General features: G+C 73.7%; 14 protein-coding genes. 8 read left to right on the top strand and 6 right to left on the bottom strand.

Features of this window, described 5'->3' with window-relative positions:
- Positions 1 to 9 precede the first annotated feature (9 nt).
- Both ACVHNB_RS28480 and ACVHNB_RS28475 read left to right on the top strand, forming a co-directional pair.
- Positions 10 to 279, top strand: a complete 270-nt coding sequence (locus tag ACVHNB_RS28480; protein ID WP_456226212.1) for a hypothetical protein — start codon at positions 10 to 12, stop codon at positions 277 to 279.
- A gap of 278 nt (positions 280 to 557) precedes the next feature.
- Positions 558 to 2,297 carry an amidohydrolase gene (locus ACVHNB_RS28475; RefSeq protein WP_456226211.1) on the top strand — a complete coding sequence of 580 codons (1,740 nt, stop codon included), beginning with the start codon at positions 558 to 560 and terminating at the stop codon, positions 2,295 to 2,297.
- Between the two features lie 16 nt (positions 2,298 to 2,313).
- On the opposite strand, the gene ACVHNB_RS28470 is transcribed toward ACVHNB_RS28475, so the two are convergent.
- Positions 2,314 to 3,099: an ABC transporter permease gene (locus ACVHNB_RS28470; RefSeq protein WP_428955689.1), complete on the bottom strand. Its 786-nt coding sequence runs from the start codon at positions 3,097 to 3,099 to the stop codon at positions 2,314 to 2,316.
- Positions 3,096 to 4,067: an ATP-binding cassette domain-containing protein gene (locus tag ACVHNB_RS28465; protein WP_456226210.1), complete on the bottom strand. Its 972-nt coding sequence runs from the start codon at positions 4,065 to 4,067 to the stop codon at positions 3,096 to 3,098. The genes ACVHNB_RS28470 and ACVHNB_RS28465 overlap by 4 nt, the downstream gene beginning before the upstream one ends.
- 63 nt (positions 4,068 to 4,130) lie before the next feature.
- Between ACVHNB_RS28465 and ACVHNB_RS28460 the strand changes: the two genes are divergently transcribed.
- Positions 4,131 to 4,856 carry a TetR/AcrR family transcriptional regulator gene (locus ACVHNB_RS28460; RefSeq protein WP_428955691.1) on the top strand — a complete coding sequence of 242 codons (726 nt, stop codon included), beginning with the start codon at positions 4,131 to 4,133 and terminating at the stop codon, positions 4,854 to 4,856.
- A 48-nt stretch (positions 4,857 to 4,904) separates the two neighbouring features.
- Here ACVHNB_RS28460 and ACVHNB_RS28455 read toward each other — a convergent pair whose 3' ends face one another.
- The 3 genes from ACVHNB_RS28455 to hmgA all read right to left on the bottom strand — a co-directional run bounded on the left by ACVHNB_RS28455 (position 4,905) and on the right by hmgA (position 8,337).
- Entirely contained in the window at positions 4,905 to 6,119 is a 1,215-nt protein-coding gene (locus ACVHNB_RS28455) for a type ISP restriction/modification enzyme (protein ID WP_456226209.1), read from the bottom strand.
- Positions 6,120 to 6,141: 22 nt separating this feature from the next.
- Positions 6,142 to 6,891, bottom strand: coding sequence for a GntR family transcriptional regulator (locus tag ACVHNB_RS28450; protein WP_456226208.1), 750 nt, complete (start codon positions 6,889 to 6,891; stop codon positions 6,142 to 6,144).
- Positions 6,892 to 7,014: 123 nt separating this feature from the next.
- Entirely contained in the window at positions 7,015 to 8,337 is a 1,323-nt protein-coding gene (hmgA, locus tag ACVHNB_RS28445) for a homogentisate 1,2-dioxygenase (protein ID WP_428955694.1), read from the bottom strand.
- Between the two features lie 130 nt (positions 8,338 to 8,467).
- Here hmgA and ACVHNB_RS28440 point away from each other — a divergent pair, with 130 nt between their 5' ends.
- The 5 genes from ACVHNB_RS28440 to ACVHNB_RS28420 all read left to right on the top strand — a co-directional run bounded on the left by ACVHNB_RS28440 (position 8,468) and on the right by ACVHNB_RS28420 (position 14,741).
- A complete protein-coding gene (locus ACVHNB_RS28440) occupies positions 8,468 to 9,001 on the top strand; it encodes a hypothetical protein (RefSeq protein WP_456226207.1) in 534 nt (177 codons plus the stop codon).
- 10 nt (positions 9,002 to 9,011) lie between these two features.
- The gene (locus tag ACVHNB_RS28435) at positions 9,012 to 9,620 is read left to right on the top strand and encodes a TetR family transcriptional regulator (protein ID WP_456226206.1); all 609 of its coding nucleotides are present in this window, start codon (positions 9,012 to 9,014) and stop codon (positions 9,618 to 9,620) included.
- Between the two features lie 106 nt (positions 9,621 to 9,726).
- Complete coding sequence (locus ACVHNB_RS28430; RefSeq protein ID WP_456226205.1) at positions 9,727 to 11,931, top strand: molybdopterin oxidoreductase family protein; 2,205 nt, start codon at positions 9,727 to 9,729, stop codon at positions 11,929 to 11,931.
- Between the two features lie 136 nt (positions 11,932 to 12,067).
- A complete protein-coding gene (locus tag ACVHNB_RS28425) occupies positions 12,068 to 13,489 on the top strand; it encodes a CitMHS family transporter (RefSeq protein WP_456226204.1) in 1,422 nt (473 codons plus the stop codon).
- 4 nt (positions 13,490 to 13,493) lie between these two features.
- Positions 13,494 to 14,741: an MFS transporter gene (locus ACVHNB_RS28420; protein ID WP_456226203.1), complete on the top strand. Its 1,248-nt coding sequence runs from the start codon at positions 13,494 to 13,496 to the stop codon at positions 14,739 to 14,741.
- Here the strand turns inward: ACVHNB_RS28420 and ACVHNB_RS28415 are convergent.
- Positions 14,738 to 18,028 carry an ATP-binding protein gene (locus ACVHNB_RS28415; RefSeq protein ID WP_456226202.1) on the bottom strand — a complete coding sequence of 1,097 codons (3,291 nt, stop codon included), beginning with the start codon at positions 18,026 to 18,028 and terminating at the stop codon, positions 14,738 to 14,740. The genes ACVHNB_RS28420 and ACVHNB_RS28415 overlap by 4 nt on opposite strands.
- Positions 18,029 to 18,100 lie beyond the last annotated feature (72 nt).

Here is an 18,100-nt window from a genome sequence, read left to right as displayed (position 1 = left end):
GGGAGTGACATGGAACAGATAACAGTGCGCAGCAGGCCTCGTGTGCCTGCGATCACCTGCGGGAGCAGCGCGACCAGTTCGCGGCTCGACCGCCATCTCTCGGTGCTCGGCGGCCCTGCCGTCCCGCAGCGCGAGACGGTCGAGGCGACGACACTGATGCGTGAGCTGACCGCGCGTGACGCCGCGCACGAGCGCAGCGGCAGGGGCGCACGCGTGCGGCGGGTCTCGCTGTTCGCACCTCTGCGACGGCTGCGCCGCTCGCTGTTCGGCGGCCACTAGACCGGCCGCCCGTCCAGCAAGGGCTCAGGCCCGTATCCGACCTCCGCGCCGTCCGGCGTACCGCTGCGCATCTTCGCGACCGTCATCCCCACGGCATGCGGCGGGCGTCCCGGCGGGGGAGTCGGGTGCGGGCCTTTCCGGTTCCGTGCGGGGCTCGCGTGATCGCCGTAACACCCCTGTCATGCAAGGATGTTGACGGAGCAACTTCTGGGGTCCAGTGTGTCGCCTGATCGTCGATGGCCGATACAGCTACACCAACCTCACCCCCGGAGGTGCGCGTGTGTGACCTGCACGACCAGCACGAGCACAACACGGCGCTGATGGCGTCGGGCCCACAGCTCAGCCGGCGCCGCATCATGCAGCTGCTCGGCGCGGCCGGAGTGACCGCCGCCGCCATGACCGCCGAGGCCGACCCCGCGATGGCCGCGGCGTCCGAGAGCGCGGACGAGGCCCCCGCCGCGTACCGGGCGCCCGAAGGTCTCGCCGAGGACAGCCCGGGCAAGGCCGCCGCCCTCGCCTGGATCACCTCGAACACCTCCCGCATCACCGGACTGAATGCCGAGATCTGGGAGAACGCGGAGCTGTCGCTGCGCGAGTGGAAGTCGTCGATCGCCGAGGCGCAGTTCCTCGAACGGGCCGGATTCGACGTGCGGTTCGGGACGGCCGGCTTCCCGACGGCGTTCACCGCGACCTTCTCGTACGGCAGCGGCGGACCGGTCCTCGGCTTCAGCGGCGAGTACGACGCGCTGCCCGGCCTCTCCCAGAACAAGGGCGTCGGGCACCACGATCCGCGCGAGTACGTCCACGACCCCTTCGCCCCCGGCTACGGTCCGGGGCACGGCTGCGGGCACAGCGCGCTCGGCACGGCGGCGGCCGCCGCGGCCGCCGCCGTCGCCCAGGCGGCCAAGAAGCACAAGCTGCCGGTCACCGTGAAGTTCTTCGGCTCCACGGCCGAGGAGACCCTGATCGGCAAGACGTACGCGGTCAGCCGGGGCGTGTACAAGGGGCTCGACGCGTTCCTCGACTGGCACCCCTCCACGGCCAACGCCACGGGCTGGGGCACGACGACCGCCATGACCGCCGTGACCTTCACCTTCCTCGGTGTCGCGGGCCACGGCGGCACCCCGCTCGGCAACAAGTCGGCGCTCGACGCGGCCGTGATGATGGCGACGATGTCGGAGTTCCTGCGCGAGGAGAACCTCGCGCCGTCGGGCCGCCTGCACTGGGTCATCAACAACGGCGGCGACATCCCGAACGTGACCCCGGAGATCGCGGAGATCTCCTACTACGTCCGCGAGGGCAGCCCGGCCCGCGTCCAGGTCCTGCTGGACAAGGTCGTCGCCGTCGCCGAGGCCGCCGCCAAGGCCTCGCAGACCAAGGTGCAGCACCGGATCACCTCCGCGTGCTGGAACCAGCTGCCGTCCAAGTCCTTCGCCGAACTGCTGCACGAGAACATGCGGCAGATCGGACCGCCCGCATTCCCGGACGAGGCGCACACGCTGGCCAAGGAGCTGCAGGAGTCGCTCGGCCTGCCGCAGCAGGGCATGCACGCCAAGATCGGCGACCTCACCCCGCCCAACCCGGCCTTCCTCGGCGGCGGTTCGACCGATGTCGCCGACATCAGCTGGAACGTGCCGACCGTGTCGATGGGCGCGGCGCTCGCCCCGATCGGCACCAAGATGCACACCTGGTCCACCGCGTCCTGCGCCGCGGCCGCCCCGGGCCAGGCGGCGGTCGTGGCCGCCGCCAAGTACCTGGCGGCGACGGCGATGGACCTGATCACCCAGCCCGCCCGGCTCAAGGCCGTCAAGGACGAGTTCAAGGAGCGCACCAAGGGCGTCGAGTGGAAGACGGCGCTGCCGGAGGGCTACGAGCCGCCCATGTACGAACCGCCGGCCTGGTTCCTGAAGAAGACCGGGCAGAAGTGGCCCCCGAACAACATCACCTGGCCGCCGCAGCGGGTCGTGTCGAAGGAGAAGTTCTCCTCGCTGGGGCCGGAACTGGCGCCCCAGACCTGAGGGGCCGATGTCCCGCTCACCGTTCGCCGCGTGCGTAGCGGCGGACGGCGAGCGGCACGCACAGCGCGAGCAGCACCGCGCACCAGGCGAGCGAACCGGCCACCGGGTGCGTCACCGGCCACGAGGCACCGTGCGGCACCGGTGCGTTGCCGAACAGATCGCGCACCGCCGTGCACACGGCGCTGATCGGGTTCCACTCGGCCAGCGTGCGCACCCAGCCGGGCATCCCGTCGGTCGGGATGTACGCGTTCGACAGCAGCGGCAGCATGAACGTCGCGCTGCCCAACTGGCCCGCCGCCTCCTCGCTCTGCGACGCGAGGCCGAGCAGGATCCCCACCCAGGTCGTCGCGAACCGGAAGAGCAGGAGCAGCCCGAACGCGGCCAGCGCGTCCGGCACCCCGCCCTCGATCCGCCACCCCATCGCGAGGCCGACGAGCACCAGCGGCACCAGCCCCACCGCGGTCGTCAGGAGATCGGCGACGGCCTGCCCGAGCGGCACCGCTGCCCGGCTCATCGGCAGCGTGCGGAACCGGTCCATCACGCCGCGGTGCGAGTCCTGCGCGGCCGTGAACATGCCGGTCATGATGCCGTTGGCCGCCGTCGCCACCAGCATGCCCGGCACCAGGAAGGCCCGGTAGTCGGCGCCCGGCATGGCCAGCGCGCTGCCGAAGACGTACCCGAAGAACAGCAGGAACACGATCGGCATCGTCTGCGTCATGATCAGGATCGCCGGGGCGTGCCGGACCCGCTGGAGATGGCGGCCCAGCATCGCCGTGCCGTCGTACAGGATCGCGGTGCTCATGCGGCGACCTCCCGGCTCTTGTGGTGGGTGCGGGTCAGGCGCAGGAACACCTCGTCCAGCGTCGGCGGGCGCAGGGTGACGTCCGTCAACGGGACGCCGGACGCGTCGAGTTCACGGACGACACGGGGGAGCGTGACGGCCGGGTCGAGGACGACCGCACCGACCGTGCGCCGCTCGGCGTCCAGCTCGGGCCGCGCTCCGGTGAGCTGGTCGAGGACCACGGCGGCGGCGTGCAGCGCCTGCTCGCCCGCGTCGTCCGGGACGACGACCTCCGCGTAGTGCCCGATCTGCGCCTTGAGTTCGGCCGGCGTGCCCGAGTGCGCGGCGCGGCCCTCGTCGATCAGCACGATCTCGTCCGCCAGCTGGTCGGCCTCCTCCAGGTACTGCGTGGTCAGCAGCACGGTCGTGCCCGCCCGGGCCAGCTCACGCACCGCGTCCCAGATGGCGTTCCTGCTGTGCGGGTCGAGGCCGGTCGTCGGCTCGTCGAGGAAGAGGACCGTGGGCCGGGTGATGAGGCTCGACGCCAGGTCGAGGCGGCGGCGCATACCGCCGGAGTACGTGCGCGCCGGCCGGTCGGCGGCGTCGGCCAGGGCGAACCGCTCGATCAGCTCGTCGGCCCGGGACCGGGGCGCGCGCAGCAGCCGGGCGAACAGGCGCAGGTTCTCCCGGCCGGTCAGGTCCCCGTCGACCGACGCGTACTGCCCCGTGACCCCGATGCTCCGCCGGACGGCGTCCGGGGCGCGCGTGATGTCGTGCCCCGCGACACGCGCGGTGCCGGCGTCCGGGCGCAGCAGCGTGGCGAGCAGCCGGACCGCGGTCGTCTTCCCCGCCCCGTTCGGCCCGAGCAGACCGCACACCGTGCCCTCGCGCACCGCCAGATCGAGGCCACGCACCGCGTGCACGGCTTTGGCGCCTGAGCCGAAGCGCTTCTCCAGACCTTCACTAAGTACAGCGTACGTAGAAGTCATGGCCTCACCCTAGCGCACTACGTACGTCGTACGTAACTAGGATGGTTCGCGAGGTGATGATCAATGGCGGTCCGACCGGCCGTACCCGAGGTGATCTGGGCGCGCCCCGAGCGCACCGGACGAGGCCCCCGGCCCGCGCACAGCAGGGCCGACATCGCGGCCGCGGCCGTGCGCGTGGCCGACGCAGAGGGCATCGACGCGGTCTCCATGCGGAAGATCGCCGCCGAGCTCGACATGGGCACGATGTCGCTCTACAACTACGTGCCGCGCAAGGAGGACCTGTACGAGCTGATGGTCGACGCCGTCAGCGCGGAGTACACGTATCCGGAGCCGACCGGGGACTGGCGCGAGGACGTTCTGGGCCTGGCCCGGCAGGCCAGAGGGCTGATGCACCGGCATCCGTGGATGCCCCGGCTGATGTCGCCGGTGTACGGCTTCAGCCCGAACGCGCTCAGGTACCTGGAGTACTGCCTGTCCTGCCTGGACCCGCTGGAGCGGCCCTACGGAGCGAAGCTGGAGCTGATCGCCTCCGTGACGAGCGTGGTGACGACCTACGTCGCCAACGAGATCGCCACCGCCGAGCGCACCCGTTCACTGCCGTGGAGCGAGGAGCAGGAACAGGCGGTGCGGATCGCCTACTTGGGCGGTCAGGTGGCGTCCGGGCGCTATCCGCGGCTCGCGGCGGCCTTCGCGGAGGACGCCGGGCCGATCGATCTGGAGGCGGTGTTCGAGCGGGCGCTGCGGCGCACGCTGGACGGGTTCGTCGCGCCGCCGACGGAGGATGGCTGACCGGGGCGCCGCACGCCCGTGCGGCGGTGCCCCTCGCGGGCGCCCCTGTCAGAGCAGGGCGAACTGGCCCCCGGGGCCTTCCTCGGGGAGATCCAGGACCGACGCCGGGCGGCGTGCGCTCTCCGGCACCGGCAGGACGCGCGCCCGCCGCAGCTCGTCCGGGCCGATCAGATCCCCCAGGCCGGCCCGCAACTCGTCCTGCAGCGGGCCCAGTTGCGCCAGCAGGGCCAGCGCCGCGACGAGTTCGAGCAGCTCCGACGTCCACGGCTGCGGCCACGTCGCCGGGCGCACCGCCGCCAGGGTGCCGGGCTCGGCCGGCGCGGTGCGACGCGCGAACCACTGCTCCAGCACCCGGACCCCGCTGACGTGGAAGTCCCAGGCCGCGGCCGGGACCGGCGAGATGCGGCCGTCGCCGACGAGAAGGGCCTCCTCCTCGCGGTCGTAGAGCAGCTCGGCCGGGCGGGCCGGCAGCGGGGCGCGGACGTAGGGGCGGCGCCCGCCGGGCAGCTTGGGCCGGTCGGCGCCCACGCCGCGCCGGTGCAGCCACAGCGCGCGGCGGCCCAGTGCGACGCCCCGCGCCCAGACCTCCGGGTCGGCCGGCAGCGGCACCCGGCACCCCTTGGCGTCCCGGTCGCCCGCCGCCAGCACCCAGGCCAACAGGTCCTCGGGGCGCACCTCTTGGCCGTACGTGCCCGACAGGTGCATGAGCAGACCCGGGGCGACATTGGGCTCGACGCCGCCGGGGCGGCGGTACAACGGGCGGATCCGGCCCGGCCGTCCGGCGGGGGAGCGGCCCTCGGGCAGGACGGCGCAGGCGAGCACCGCGGGACCGCCGGCCTCGGGCACGTACCCCTGCTCCACGAGGAACAGCTGCCGCTCGTCCGCCACCCGCCACAGCTCGGGCCGGGCCGCGTCGATCAGCCGCTGGTCCGGGATCAGCCACTGCTCGTCGAACGGCCCGTGCAGCACCCGCACCGGCTCCGGGCACGCCCCCTCGGCGTGCGCCAGCGGCTCCGTCCCCGCGCGCTGACCGGGCAGTTGGGCGGCGGCCGTGTGCAGGGTCCGGGACCGCGACGGTTCGAGCAGCGCCTCGCGCCGGTCCTGGGGGGAGCGCACGAACGCGTCCCAACGGGCCTTCAGCGACGCGGCGTCCGGCGCGACGGGCCAGCCGCGGCCCAGGCGCAGGGGCGCCACGGACCACGGCATGAGGTCCGGGAGCGGCAAGGTGTCGAGGAGCGGCCCGTCGTTCGTCACGCCCGGCATGCTACGTCCCTCGCGCGCGAGGTCAGTGGGCGTCCAGCGTCACCGTGAACGAGAAGCGGTCCCCGCGGTAGTGGATGACCGCCACGTCGAGCACCTTCCCCTCCTCGTCGTAGGTGATGCCCGTGTAGTGCAGGATCGGACTGAGCAGCGGGACCTGGAGCAGCCGGGCCGTCTCCGGGTCCGCGAGGCGCGCCTCCACCGAGTCCGTGATCCGGCTGATCCGCACGCCGACCACGTCCCGCAGCACCTTCGTCATCGGCCAGCGCGCCAGATCCGCCACGTCGACCTGCTCGCCCAGCTCGGGCCGGATGTAGTTGCGGGCGTGGTTCGTGGGCTCGCCGGTCTTCTCGTCGCTGCGCAGCCGGTGGTACGTCGCGACGGACCCGGTCCCGGGGAACAGCTCGGCGTACGCCACCGGAACCGGTGACGTGCCGTGCCCGAGCAGCTCCGTCGTCATCCCGGACTGCTGCGCCACGATCGCGTCGACGGAGCCCAGCAGGCGCACCGGCGCGCCCTGCTGGGCCGTCGGCTCGATGAACGTGCCGCGGCGCCGGTGCCGGGTGATCAGCCCCTCGTCCTCCAGCTCCTTCAGGGCCTGCCGCATGGTGAGGACGGACACCCCGTAGTGGCCCGCGAGTTGCTCCTCGGTGGGCAGCCGGAGCGGGTCCTGCGGTGACCGGCCGAGTATGGAGGCGCGCAGGGACTGCGACACCTGATACCAGAGCGGCAATTTGCGGTTCAGGACGATCGAGTCCGGGGCGAATGACGTCACGGGCTATCCGTATCGGTCGCGGGGCTGGGATGCAATGGCGGCCTGGGCGGGGGCGCCTTCTCGTCTGCCGTTTCCACCGGGCGGGCGGCTGCGGCGAAGCCGCAGCCTTCCACAGCGAGCCGGTCACACCCTGAAATGGCGTTCCAGGCCCCGCCACACCTCGTCGTAGGCCCGCTGCAAGTGACCCGCTCCGGCCGCCTGGGCGGTGGCCATGATCGGCCAGCGTGTCTCGAACATGAACGCCAACCCGTCGTCCACCCGTTGCGGCACGAGCTCGGCGGCGCTCGCCCTGTCGAACGTCTCCCGGTCGGGGCCGTGCGCCGACATCATGTTGTGCAGCGAGCCACCGCCGGGCACGAAGCCCCCCTTTCCTGCGGTCTTCGCGTCGTAGGCGCCCTCGATGAGCCCCATGTACTCGCTCATCACGTTCCGGTGGAAGTACGGCGGCCGGAACGTGTCCTCGCCGACCAGCCAGCGCGGCGCGAAGACGACGAAGTCCACGCCCGCGAGTCCGGGGGTGTCCGACGGCGACGTGAGCACCGTGAAGATCGACGGGTCCGGGTGGTCGTAGGAGATCGTCCCGATGACGTTGAAGCGCCGCAGGTCGTACACGTACGGGACGTGGTTGCCGTGCCAGGCGACGACGTCGAGCGGGGAGTGGTCGTAGGTGGCCGTCCAGAGGTTGCCGCAGAACTTGTTGACGACCTCGACCGGGCCCTCGACCTCTTCGTACGCCGCGGTCGGCGCCCTGAAGTCCCGCGCGTTCGCCAGGCCGTTGGCGCCGATCGGGCCGAGGTCGGGGAGACGGAAGGGGGCGCCGTAGTTCTCGCAGACGTAGCCCCGGGCCGTGTCGCCGAGGAGCTCGACCCGGAAGCGCACCCCGCGCGGGATCAGCGCGACCTCGCCCGGCTCCGCCGCGAGCAGCCCGAACTCCGTGCGCAGCAGCAGTCCGCCGTGCTCCGGCACGATCAGCAGTTCCCCGTCGGCGTCGCTGAACACCCGGTCCGTCATGGAGGAATCGGCGTGGTAGAGGTGCACGGCCATGCCGGCGCGCTGCGTCACGTCGCCGTTGCCGCCCAGGGTCCACAGGCCGGCCAGCCAGTCCGTGCCGGGGGCGGGCGCGGGCAGCGGATTCCAGCGGCGCCGGTTCGGGTCGGCGACGGTCTCGGTGAACGGGGCGGAGCGCAGCGCGCCGTTGTCCGCGCGGGTGAACTCCGGGTGCGCCGCCGACGGGCGGATCCGGTACAGCCAGGAGCGGCGGTTGTGCGCGCGGGGCTCGGTGAAGGCGGTGCCGCTGAGCTGCTCCGCGTACAGGCCGAGCGGGGCGCGCTGCGGGGAGTTCCGCCCCTCGGGCAGGGCGCCCGGCACCGCTTCCGAGCCGTGCTCGTTCCCGAAACCGGACAGATAGGCCAGACCCTCGGCCGTCTTGCGTGCGTCCCCGCTCATCAGCGCTCCCTCGTCCCTGATTCCTATGCTCAACCGTAGGATTCGGCGGGACCCCGCGCAAGAGGTCCCTCCCAAGGCGTCCTCCTCGAGACGGATCCGCGAACGTGAGGGTTCCTCTACTGTCCTGAGCATGCCCAGACGCCCGCAGGCCCGCGCAGTCGCCGTCCTCCTGACGTGCGCCCTGCTCGCCGGGCTCGCCGGATGCGGGGACGACGGCGAAGGGCCGCGGCGGATCGGCACGGTCCTCGACCGCACCGACGACCAGGGCCGCCGGTACCGGCAGGTCCCCGCGGAGGGCGCACCGGAGATCGGCATCGTCGTCCAGCCGGACGCGGCCCCGTCCGGCGGCTGGGACGTCCGGATCCGCGTACGCCACTTCCGCCTCAGCCCCCAGGACGCCCCGGCCGACGCCGTGCACGGCCGTGGCTACGTCCAGCTCTATCTCGACGGCAAGCGCCTCGCCCGGCTCCGCGCCGCCGACTACCGGCTGCCCGGCGGCCGCGTCACGCGCGGCACGCACCACCTCACCGCCCGCCTCTACGCCGACGACCACACGGTCTGGGCCGTCGACGGCAGACCGGTCGAGGCCACCGCCGACCTCACCGCCTCCGGCGCCGAGACCACGTCCCCCGCGCAGGTCTCGCCCCTCGCCGGAAGGCCCTAGGCTGACCGCCATGCCCCACCCGACGCCCCTGCGGCGTACGCCCGTTCAGCAGCGCAGCGCCGAGCGGCTGAGCCGGATCCTCGACGCCTGTGCCGAGCTCCTCGACGAGGCGGGCTACGACGATCTCAGCACCCGGGCCGTCGCGACCCGCGCCGACGTCCCCATCGGCTCCGTCTACCGCTTCTTCAGCAACAAGCGCGCCATGGTCGACGCGCTGGCCCAGCGCAACCTGGAGCGCTACGCCGAGCGCGTCGCCGAACGGCTCGCGGCCATCCCGGCCGACGACTGGCGCGGCGCCATGGACGCCGTCCTCGACGAGTACCTCGCCATGAAGCGCACCGCGCCCGGCTTCTCCCTCGTCGACTTCGGCACCCAGATCCCCGTCGGCGACCCCGACGCCGACCCCAACCACCACGTCGCCGACACCCTCACCGACCTCCTCGCCCCTCATCTGGGCCACACCCCCGACGCCGCCCTGCGCCGCACCTTCCTGGTCGCCGTGGAGTCCGCCGACGCGCTGGTCCGCCTCGCCTTCCGGACGGACCCGGCGGGCGACGAGGCGATCATCGGGGAGACGCGGGAGCTGCTCCGGGCCTATCTGGCGCGCGTGCTGGACTGAGGCCCGCCGCCCCGCCCGGCGAACGGTTCCGCCGACCCCCTCCCCTTCATGCATACCGGTCGGTATGCTCAACGCGCCCGCGCCGCCGTCGCCCTGGGAGACCCGCATGCCCCGCACCGCCCTGCGCATCTGCCCCCTGTGCGAAGCCACCTGCGGGCTCACCGTCACCGTGGAGGAGGGCCGGGTCACCGGCGCCCGCGGGGACCGCGACGACGTCTTCAGTCAGGGGTTCATCTGCCCCAAGGGCGCCTCCTTCGGCGCCGTCGACAGCGACCCCGACCGGCTCACCGGGCCGCTCGTGCGCCGCGACGGACGGCTGCGGGAAGCCAGTTGGGACGAGGCGTTCGACGCCGTGGCGGCCGGGATCGCGCCGCTCGTCGAACAGTACGGGCCGGGCGTCGTCGGCGTCGTGCTCGGCAACCCGAACGTGCACACCATGGCCGGCGCCCTCTACCCGCCCGTCCTCCTCAAGACCCTGCGCACCCGCGCCCTGTTCACCGCCTCCACCGTCGACCAGATGCCCAAGCACGTCTCCAGCGGGCTCCTCTTCGGCGACCCGAACGCCATCCCCGTGCCCGACCTCGACCGCACCGACCACCTCCTGCTGCTCGGCGCCAACCCCTTCGAGTCCAACGGCAGCCTGTGCACCGCCCCCGACTTCCCCGGCAGGCTCCGCGCGATCCGCAGGCGCGGCGGCACCGTCACCGTGGTCGACCCGCGCCGCACGCGCACCGCCAGGCTGGCCGACCGGCACGTCGCCATCCGGCCCGGCACGGACGCCCTGCTGCTGGCCGCGATGGCCCGCACCCTCTTCGAGGAGAAGCTCGTCGACGTAGGGGACCATCTGGCGGAGCATGTCGAAGGGCTCGACGAACTCGCCCACGCCCTGCGGGAGTTCACGCCGGAAGCCGTCGCCGCGCGCTGCGACGTGGACGCCGCCACCATCCGCACCCTGGCCCGCGAACTCGCCGCCGCGCCCACCGCCGCCGTCTACGGCCGCATCGGCAGCACCACCGTCGCCTTCGGCACGCACGCGAGCTGGCTCGTCGACGTCCTGAACGTGCTCACCGGCAACCTGGACCGGCCCGGCGGCGCCCTGTTCCCGCTGTCCGCCACCGTGCCCGCACCCCGCCCCACGGCCGGCCCCGGCAAGGGCTTCACGCTCGGGCGCTGGACCAGCCGCGTGTCCCGGCATCCGGAGGCCAAGGGCGAGTTGCCGCTCGCGGCGCTCGCGGAGGAGATCGACACCCCCGGCGAGGGCGCCCTGCGGGCCGTCGTCGCCATCGCCGCCAACCCGGTCCTCTCCGCCCCCGACGGAGACCGCCTCGACAAGGCGCTCGCCTCCCTCGACTTCATGGTCAGCGTCGACCCCTACCTCAACGAGACCTCCCGGCACGCGCACGTCGTCCTGCCGCCGCCCCCGCCGTCCCGCAGCCCCCACTACGACTTCGCGTTCAACTCCTTCGCCGTGCGCAACCAGGCCCGGTACAGCCCGGCCGCGATCCCGCTCGACGCCGGGCGGCCGGACGAGTGCGAGATCCACGCCCGGCTGATCCTCGCCGTCGGCGGGCAGCACGGGGCGCCGGCCGGCGCCGTCGACGACCTCGTCATCCGCACCACCCTCGCCAAGGCCGTGACGACGCCCCACTCACCCGTCCACGGCGCCGACCCCGAGGAGATCGCCCGCTCGCTGACCGGTGCCACCGGAGCCGAGCGGCGCCTCGACATGATGCTCCGCCTCGGCCCCTACGACCTCACCCTGGAGCGGCTCGTCGACCAGCCGCACGGCGTCGACCTGGGCCCGCTGCGGCCGCGGCTGCCCGGCAACCTCAGGACCCGCAGCGGCCGCGTCGAACTGCTCCCCGCACCGATCGCCGACGACCTGCCCCGGCTGCGCCGCGCGCTCCACGCACCCGCCGAGGACCTCGTGCTCGTCGGGCGGCGCCATCTGCGCTCCAACAACAGCTGGATGCACAACATCCCCGCCCTCGTCGGCGGCACCAACCGGTGCACCCTGCACCTGCATCCCGACGACGCGGCCCGGCTCGGCCTCGCCGACGGAGCCGACGCGCTCGTCGTGGCCGCCGGGGGAGAGGTCCGCGTCCCCGTCGAGGTCACCGACGAGGTGCGGCCCGGCGTCGTCAGCCTGCCGCACGGCTGGGGCCACGACCGGCCCGGCACCCGCCTCGGCGTCGCCGCGCGGACCCCCGGCGTCAACGTCAACCAGCTCCTCGACGGCACCCTCCTCGACCCGCTCTCCGGCACCGCCGTCCTCAACGGCATCCCCGTCGACGTCAGGGCCCACCCCTGAGCAAAGCCGTGACCTGGAGTTTTGCGCTTATTGCTCACACGTCAACATCTTGTTAACGCGATCGACGGGCCCCTAACGTCTCGCTGACCGCCACCCCCGGGCGGCAGTTCAAGGGCGAACGTGAGGGACCCACTCCATGCTGACCATCCTCGGATTCGGCATGATCGCCACCTTCCTGGTGCTGATCATGATGAAGAAGGTGTCGCCGATCGCGGCGCTCGTGCTCATCCCGGCGCTGTTCTGCGTCCTGGTGGGCAAGGGGGCGCACCTCGGTGACTACGTCATCGCCGGCATCGGTGACCTGGCGCCCACCGCCGCCATGCTGATGTTCGCGATCGTCTACTTCGGCGTGATGATCGACGTCGGCCTCTTCGACCCGATCGTGCGCGGCATCCTGCGCTTCGCGAAGGCCGACCCGGTGCGCATCGTCGTCGGTACGGCCGTGCTCGCCGCGATCGTCTCCCTCGACGGCGACGGCTCCACCACCTTCATGATCACCGTGTCGGCGATGTACCCGCTGTACAAGCGCCTCAAGATGAGCCTCATCGTGATGACCGGCGTCGCCGCGACCGCCAACGGCGTCATGAACACCCTGCCCTGGGGCGGCCCGACGGCCCGCGCCGCCACCGCCCTCAAGGTCGACGCCAGCGACATCTTCGTACCGATGATCCCGGCGCTCGGCGTCGGCCTGCTCTTCGTCCTCGCCCTCGCGTACCTCCTCGGCCGCCGCGAGCGCAAGCGGCTCGGCTATCTCTCGCTGGACACCCTGGTCGACGACGCCGAGACCGTCACCGAGACCGCCGACGAGAAGGTCCTGGTCGGTGCCGGAGGCGGCAGCGGCTCCGGCGGCGGCAGGGCGGCCACCGGCGGGGGCGACCACGCCGCCTCCTCGTACGAGAACGAGGACGGCGAGACCTTCTCCGGCCTCGACCCGGACCGCGCCACCCTGCGCCCGAAGCTGTACTGGTTCAACGCACTGCTCACGGTCGTGCTGCTGACCGCCATGATCATGGAATGGCTGCCGATCCCGGTGCTGTTCATGCTCGGCGCCGCGCTCGCCCTCTCCGTCAACTTCCCGCACATGGCCGACCAGAAGGCCCGCATCGGCGCGCACGCCGAGAACGTCCTCAACGTCTCCGGCATGGTCTTCGCCGCCGCCGTCTTCACCGGCGTCCTGCAGGGCACCGGCATGGTCGACCACATGGCGAAGTGGGTCGTCGGCGGCATCCCCGACTGGATGGGCCCGCACATGGCCCTGGTCACGGGCGTGCTCTCCATCCCGTTCACGTACTTCATGTCGAACGACGGCTTCTACTTCGGCATCGTGCCGGTCCTCGCCGAGGCGGGGAACGCGCACGGCGTCTCCACCCTGGAGATCGCCCGCGCCTCCCTCGTCGGCCAGCCCCTGCACATGTCGAGCCCGCTGGTGCCCGCCGTGTACGTCCTCGTCGGCATGGCCAAGGTCGAGTTCGGCGACCACACCAAGTTCACCGTGAAGTGGGCCGCGCTGACCGCCCTGGCGGTCCTCGGCGCGGGCCTGCTGTTCGGGATCGTGTGACCGGATGAGCCGGACCTGGCTGCTGCGCCTCGTCATCGCCTTCAGCTTCGCGCAGGGGGCGGTGTCGATGGCGCGGCCCGCCGTCTCCTACCGGGCCCTCGCGCTCGGCGCCGACGAGCGGGCGGTCGGCGTCGTCGCGGGCGTCTACGCCCTGCTCCCGCTGTTCGCGGCGGTTCCGCTCGGCCGCCGCACGGACCACGGCCGCTGCGCTCCGCTCCTTCCGGCCGGCGTCGTGCTGATCGCCGGCGGCTGCGCGCTGAGCGGCACCGCGGGCTCCCTCGCCTGGATGGCCGCGTGGAGCGGCGTGATGGGCCTTGGCCACCTCTGCTTCGTCATCGGCGCCCAGTCGATCGTGGCCCGGCAGTCCGGGCCCGACGAACAGGACCGCAAATTCGGCCACTTCACGATCGGCGCGTCACTGGGCCAGCTCGTCGGCCCGATCGCCGCGGGCGCCCTGATCGGCGGCCCGGACATGGCGGGCACGAGCGCGCTGGCGCTGCTGGTGTCGGCCGGCGTGTGCGCGGTGGCCCTCACCTCGCTCTGGCGCATCGAATCCCCCCGTACGCCCACGAGTCCGGGCCCGCGGCAACGGGCGCCGCGCGTCCCCGTGCACCGCATCCTGCGCACCCGCGGCGTCCCCGGCGGCATCTTCATCAGCCTCGCCGTGCTGTCGGCCACCGACATCCTCACCGCCTACCTGCCGGTGGTCGGCGAGCACCGGGGCATCGCGCCGTCCGTCATCGGCGTCCTGCTGAGCCTGCGCGCGGGCGCCACGATCGCCTGCCGTCTGGTGATGACCCCGCTCATCACCTGGCTCGGCCGGTCCGCGCTGATCGCCACGACCTGCCTGCTGGCCGCCCTGCTGTGCGCGGGCATCGCGCTTCCCGTCCCCGTGTGGGCCCTCGGCGTGATGCTGGTCCTGCTCGGCTTCTGCCTGGGCGTGGGCCAGCCCCTGTCGATGACCACGGTCGTCCAGGCGGCCCCACCGGACGCCCGCTCCACGGCCCTGGCCCTGCGCCTGACCGGCAACCGCCTCGGCCAGGTCGCGGCGCCCGCGTCGGCGGGCCTGATCGCGGGCGTGGCCGGCACGGCGGCCCCGTTCGTGATGCTGGGCGGGTTGCTGCTGCTGGCGGCGACCCTGGGATTCCGGGGCCCCGGCAAGGGCAGCCCCGCAAGGAGCGCGGCGAACGGCGCGAGCAACCACCCCCGAGCCGTGCCCGCCGGCGAATCGCCCTCCGGCAACGGGGCCTAGGCCCGAAGAAGCCCCCGAGCCCGCTCGACCCGCCGAAGCCCCGCAGGGTACGGCAGGGCCAGCGCCAGAGCCTCCGCCTCGGCGAGTGCCGCCCGCCCGGACACCCCCGGCAGGGACACCGCGTGCACGACCCGCGCCTCCACCTCCGCGAGCCGCTCCCCGGTGCCCAGGGCCCGGTCCACCTCGGCGGCCGCGACCCTCCGCCCCCGTTCCGGGTCCCCGGCGAGGAGCCGCCCCCACGCCGCGAGGACCGGGGCCTCGTCGTCCGGCAACAGCGCGGCCACGTGCCCGGGATTCCCCTGGAGCAGCGCCAGTTCGGCGCGGGCGGTGCGCACTTCGAAACGGGCCTGCCGGTCCCGGTGCGTGCCGGCCACCCGCTCGGCCCGGTCGAGCAGCGGGGCCGCCCGCTCCGGGGCGTCGTCCCGCATCCGCACCCGGGCCAGCGCGGCCAGCGCGTACGGCAGCGACCACGAGTCGTCCGGGTCGGCCCCCGACACCGCCGCCTCGGCCAGCTCCCGCGCCGCGCCGAACTCCTCCAGGAGCAGCCGCAGCTCGGCCAGATTGGCCCGTTCGAAAGCGGCCGCCGTCGGATCGCCCGACTCCTCCGCGAGGTCGAGCGCCCGCAGCCCGGTGCCGACGGCCTCGCGCAGCCGCCCGCTGCGCCGCGCGTTCTCCCGCAGCACGGACAGCACCGAGCCGAGCAACGCCGAGTCCCCGTACGCGCGGGCGGGCGCGAGCGCCAGATCGGCGGCCTCACGCGCCTCGTTGAACCGGCCCGCGAGCGCCAGATTCGTTGCCTGCCCGGAGCGGCAGCGCGCCAGGAGCCCCTGGCCGGTCAGCCCGGGCACCCGCAGGGTGGGCGCGAGTGCCTGCCGGGCCGCCGCGTACCCGTCCGCGTACCGTCCCTGGACGCTCAGCACCACCGCCCGCGCCAGATGATGGGAGGCCGTCGGTTCGGGCGCGGTGTGCGCGGTGGGCGGATGCGCGGCAAGGACCCGATGGGCCGCGTCCGTGTCCTCGGACTTGACGAGGGTCTCCGCGAGCCGGGCCGCCGCGAGCACCGTGTCGTCGTGGTCGCCACGCCGCACGAACTCGGCGAGCGCGCGCCGCAGCACGTCGGCCGCCTGCGCGAAGTGGCCCATGCGGCGCAGGACCTGCGCGTGCGCGAGCCGGGCCCGCGCCGCGTCCACGTCGAGCCGCGCGACCAGGTCGCGGTAGTAGCGGTCGGCGGTGTCGTTCGCGTACACGGCGGCGGCCCGTTCGGCGGCCCGGCGCAGATACTCGGCGGCGCGCGGATCGTCGGCCCGTGCGAAGTGCGCGGCGAGCGTGTCCACGGCGTCGGGCCGGCGACGCAGCACCGTCCGTGCGAACGCGGCGTGCAACTGCTGTCGGCGTACGTCGCTCAGCTGCTCGTAGCAGGTGAGGCGGACCAGCGGATGCCGGAAGGCGAGTCCGGCCTCCGCCCGGCCCGCGACGACGACCTTGCGTTCCTCGACGAGCGCGGCACCGATGGCGTCCTCGATCGCGTCGGCGGCGGCCGCCGCGTCGACCGCGGGCCGCAGCCCGTGCGCGGCCACGTCGAGGAGCTCGGCCAGCGCGGCCTCGCCGCCCGCGACGGACAGCGCCTCCACGACCCGCCGGGTCCCGCGCCCGAGCCGGCCGAGCCGCTCGCCCACCAGCTGCCGTACCCCGTCGGGCGCTTCCTCGCCGACGGGGCCCCGGGCGAGTTCCAGGGCGAACAGCGGGTTGCCGAGGGAGAGTTCCCAGACCCGGCCGAGCCGCTGCGCCGGGGCGCCGCCGTCCCGCGCCACGGCCAGACAGGCGTCCCGGTCGAGCCGCCCCACGTCCTCGCGCACGGAAAGCCGCGCACGCCGCAGCGCGGCGAGCGCCGACCGGCGCGGGTCGCCGTCGGGCACCTCCTCGTCCCGGTACGTCACCAGGAACCGCACGTTCGGGCCGTCGCCCGCGGCCCGCCGGGCCAGATGGCTCAGCAACTGGAACGAGCCCTCGTCGGCCGCGTGCAGATCGTCCAGGACCACCAACACGGGCCGGGTGGCGGCGAGTTCACCGAGCAGCGCGCCCGCCGCCCGGAACAGCCGGTCCCGCTCCTCCTCCGGTGACCGCTCGCCCTCGATCCTGACGCGCCCCAACGACGGCAGGAACGCCGCCAGTTCGGGATACTCGGTGCTCACCCGGGCCCGCTCCCCGGCGTCCCACTCGGCGAGCCAGCCGTCGAGGGCCTCGGCGAACGCCCCGTACGGCGTGTGTCCTTCGGCGTCGTGCCCGCCGCCCCACAGGACGGCCGTCCCGGCCGCGGCGGCCCGCCGGGCGGCCTCCGCGGCGAGGCTGGTCTTGCCGACGCCGGCCTCGCCGGTGAGCAGGGTGACCGGCGGCCGGTCGGCGGTGAGCAGCCGCTGGAGAACGTTGTCACGGCCGCGCAGCGGACCCTCCGTCGGCGCGCGCAGCGGGGCGGGCGGCGCGGGTGCGCTCAGGGCGGGCGCGGGGGAGTCGGTCAGCGCGAGCCGGTGCAGCCGCTCGGTCTCCGGGTCGGGCCGCACGCCCAGCTCGGCGTCGAGCGCCTCCCGGCACAGGTGGTACTGGCGCACCGCGAGCCGCCGAAGGCCCTGGCGCAGATACGACTCCATCAGGATCCGGTGGGCGGCCTCCTCGGCGGGAGCGGTGGCCAGAATCCGCTCGGCCACGGTGACCGCCTCGGCGTGGGACCCCTGAGTCATGTGCGCGGCGGCGAGCGCGAGCAGCACCTCCGCGCGCAGGGCGACGAGCTCCTCGCGGCGGGCCTGCGCCCAGGTCGCGTACCGGTCCTCGGGCAGCAGCTCTCCGGCGAACAGCTCCAGAGCGGCGGCCAGTTCGCCCGCGTCGCGGGAGCCGAGCGCGGCCCGCGCCGCCGCCTCGGCCTCGTCGGCGTCGATCCGCACGGTGGCCGGATCGAGCCGCAGCAGGGCGCCGTCGGATATCAGGTACGAGGAGCTGGCGCGCGGTGCGAGTTCGGGTTCGAGGGCGCGGCGCGCGGCGTGCAGGGCGACCCGCAGACTTCCGGTCGCGGACTGCTGGTCGGCGTCCGGCCAGCAGATGTCCATGGCCTGCTCGCGGTGGAGCTGGTGGTCGGGGACGACGGCGAGCAGTTTGACCAGGGTCTGGGCGCTGGGCCGGGTCCAACGTCCGGCGGGCGCGGGCCCGTTGTCACGAGTCGCCGTGAAACCGCGGAAAAGGTGCAGGCGCAGCAGTGGAGTGGCCGAAATCGTGCTGTCTGCCTGCTGCGCGTTCATGAGGGCGCAACTGTAACCGAGCCGACTGAGAACCCCCTGGGCGAGGCCCAGGGGGTTCCGTCAGTGCGTCAG

The organism is Streptomyces sp. YJ-C3, assembly GCF_053891275.1.
The sequence above is the reverse complement of the archived record's forward strand: the minus strand, read 5'-3'. Positions and strand labels throughout refer to the sequence as shown.

Excerpts from the sequence above, each read along its gene's own strand:
- ACVHNB_RS28415 (WP_456226202.1), bottom strand. The coding sequence starts at position 18,028 with ATGAACGCGCAGCAGGCAGACAGCACGATTTCGGCCACTCCACTGCTG.
- ACVHNB_RS28465 (WP_456226210.1), bottom strand. The coding sequence starts at position 4,067 with ATGACTTCTACGTACGCTGTACTTAGTGAAGGTCTGGAGAAGCGCTTC.
- ACVHNB_RS28430 (WP_456226205.1), top strand. The coding sequence starts at position 9,727 with ATGCCCCGCACCGCCCTGCGCATCTGCCCCCTGTGCGAAGCCACCTGC.
- ACVHNB_RS28435 (WP_456226206.1), top strand. The coding sequence starts at position 9,012 with ATGCCCCACCCGACGCCCCTGCGGCGTACGCCCGTTCAGCAGCGCAGC.
- ACVHNB_RS28425 (WP_456226204.1), top strand. The coding sequence starts at position 12,068 with ATGCTGACCATCCTCGGATTCGGCATGATCGCCACCTTCCTGGTGCTG.
- ACVHNB_RS28420 (WP_456226203.1), top strand. The coding sequence starts at position 13,494 with ATGAGCCGGACCTGGCTGCTGCGCCTCGTCATCGCCTTCAGCTTCGCG.
- ACVHNB_RS28480 (WP_456226212.1), top strand. The coding sequence starts at position 10 with ATGGAACAGATAACAGTGCGCAGCAGGCCTCGTGTGCCTGCGATCACC.
- ACVHNB_RS28460 (WP_428955691.1), top strand. The coding sequence starts at position 4,131 with ATGGCGGTCCGACCGGCCGTACCCGAGGTGATCTGGGCGCGCCCCGAG.
- ACVHNB_RS28470 (WP_428955689.1), bottom strand. The coding sequence starts at position 3,099 with ATGAGCACCGCGATCCTGTACGACGGCACGGCGATGCTGGGCCGCCAT.
- hmgA (WP_428955694.1), bottom strand. The coding sequence starts at position 8,337 with ATGAGCGGGGACGCACGCAAGACGGCCGAGGGTCTGGCCTATCTGTCC.
- ACVHNB_RS28440 (WP_456226207.1), top strand. The coding sequence starts at position 8,468 with ATGCCCAGACGCCCGCAGGCCCGCGCAGTCGCCGTCCTCCTGACGTGC.
- ACVHNB_RS28455 (WP_456226209.1), bottom strand. The coding sequence starts at position 6,119 with ATGCCGGGCGTGACGAACGACGGGCCGCTCCTCGACACCTTGCCGCTC.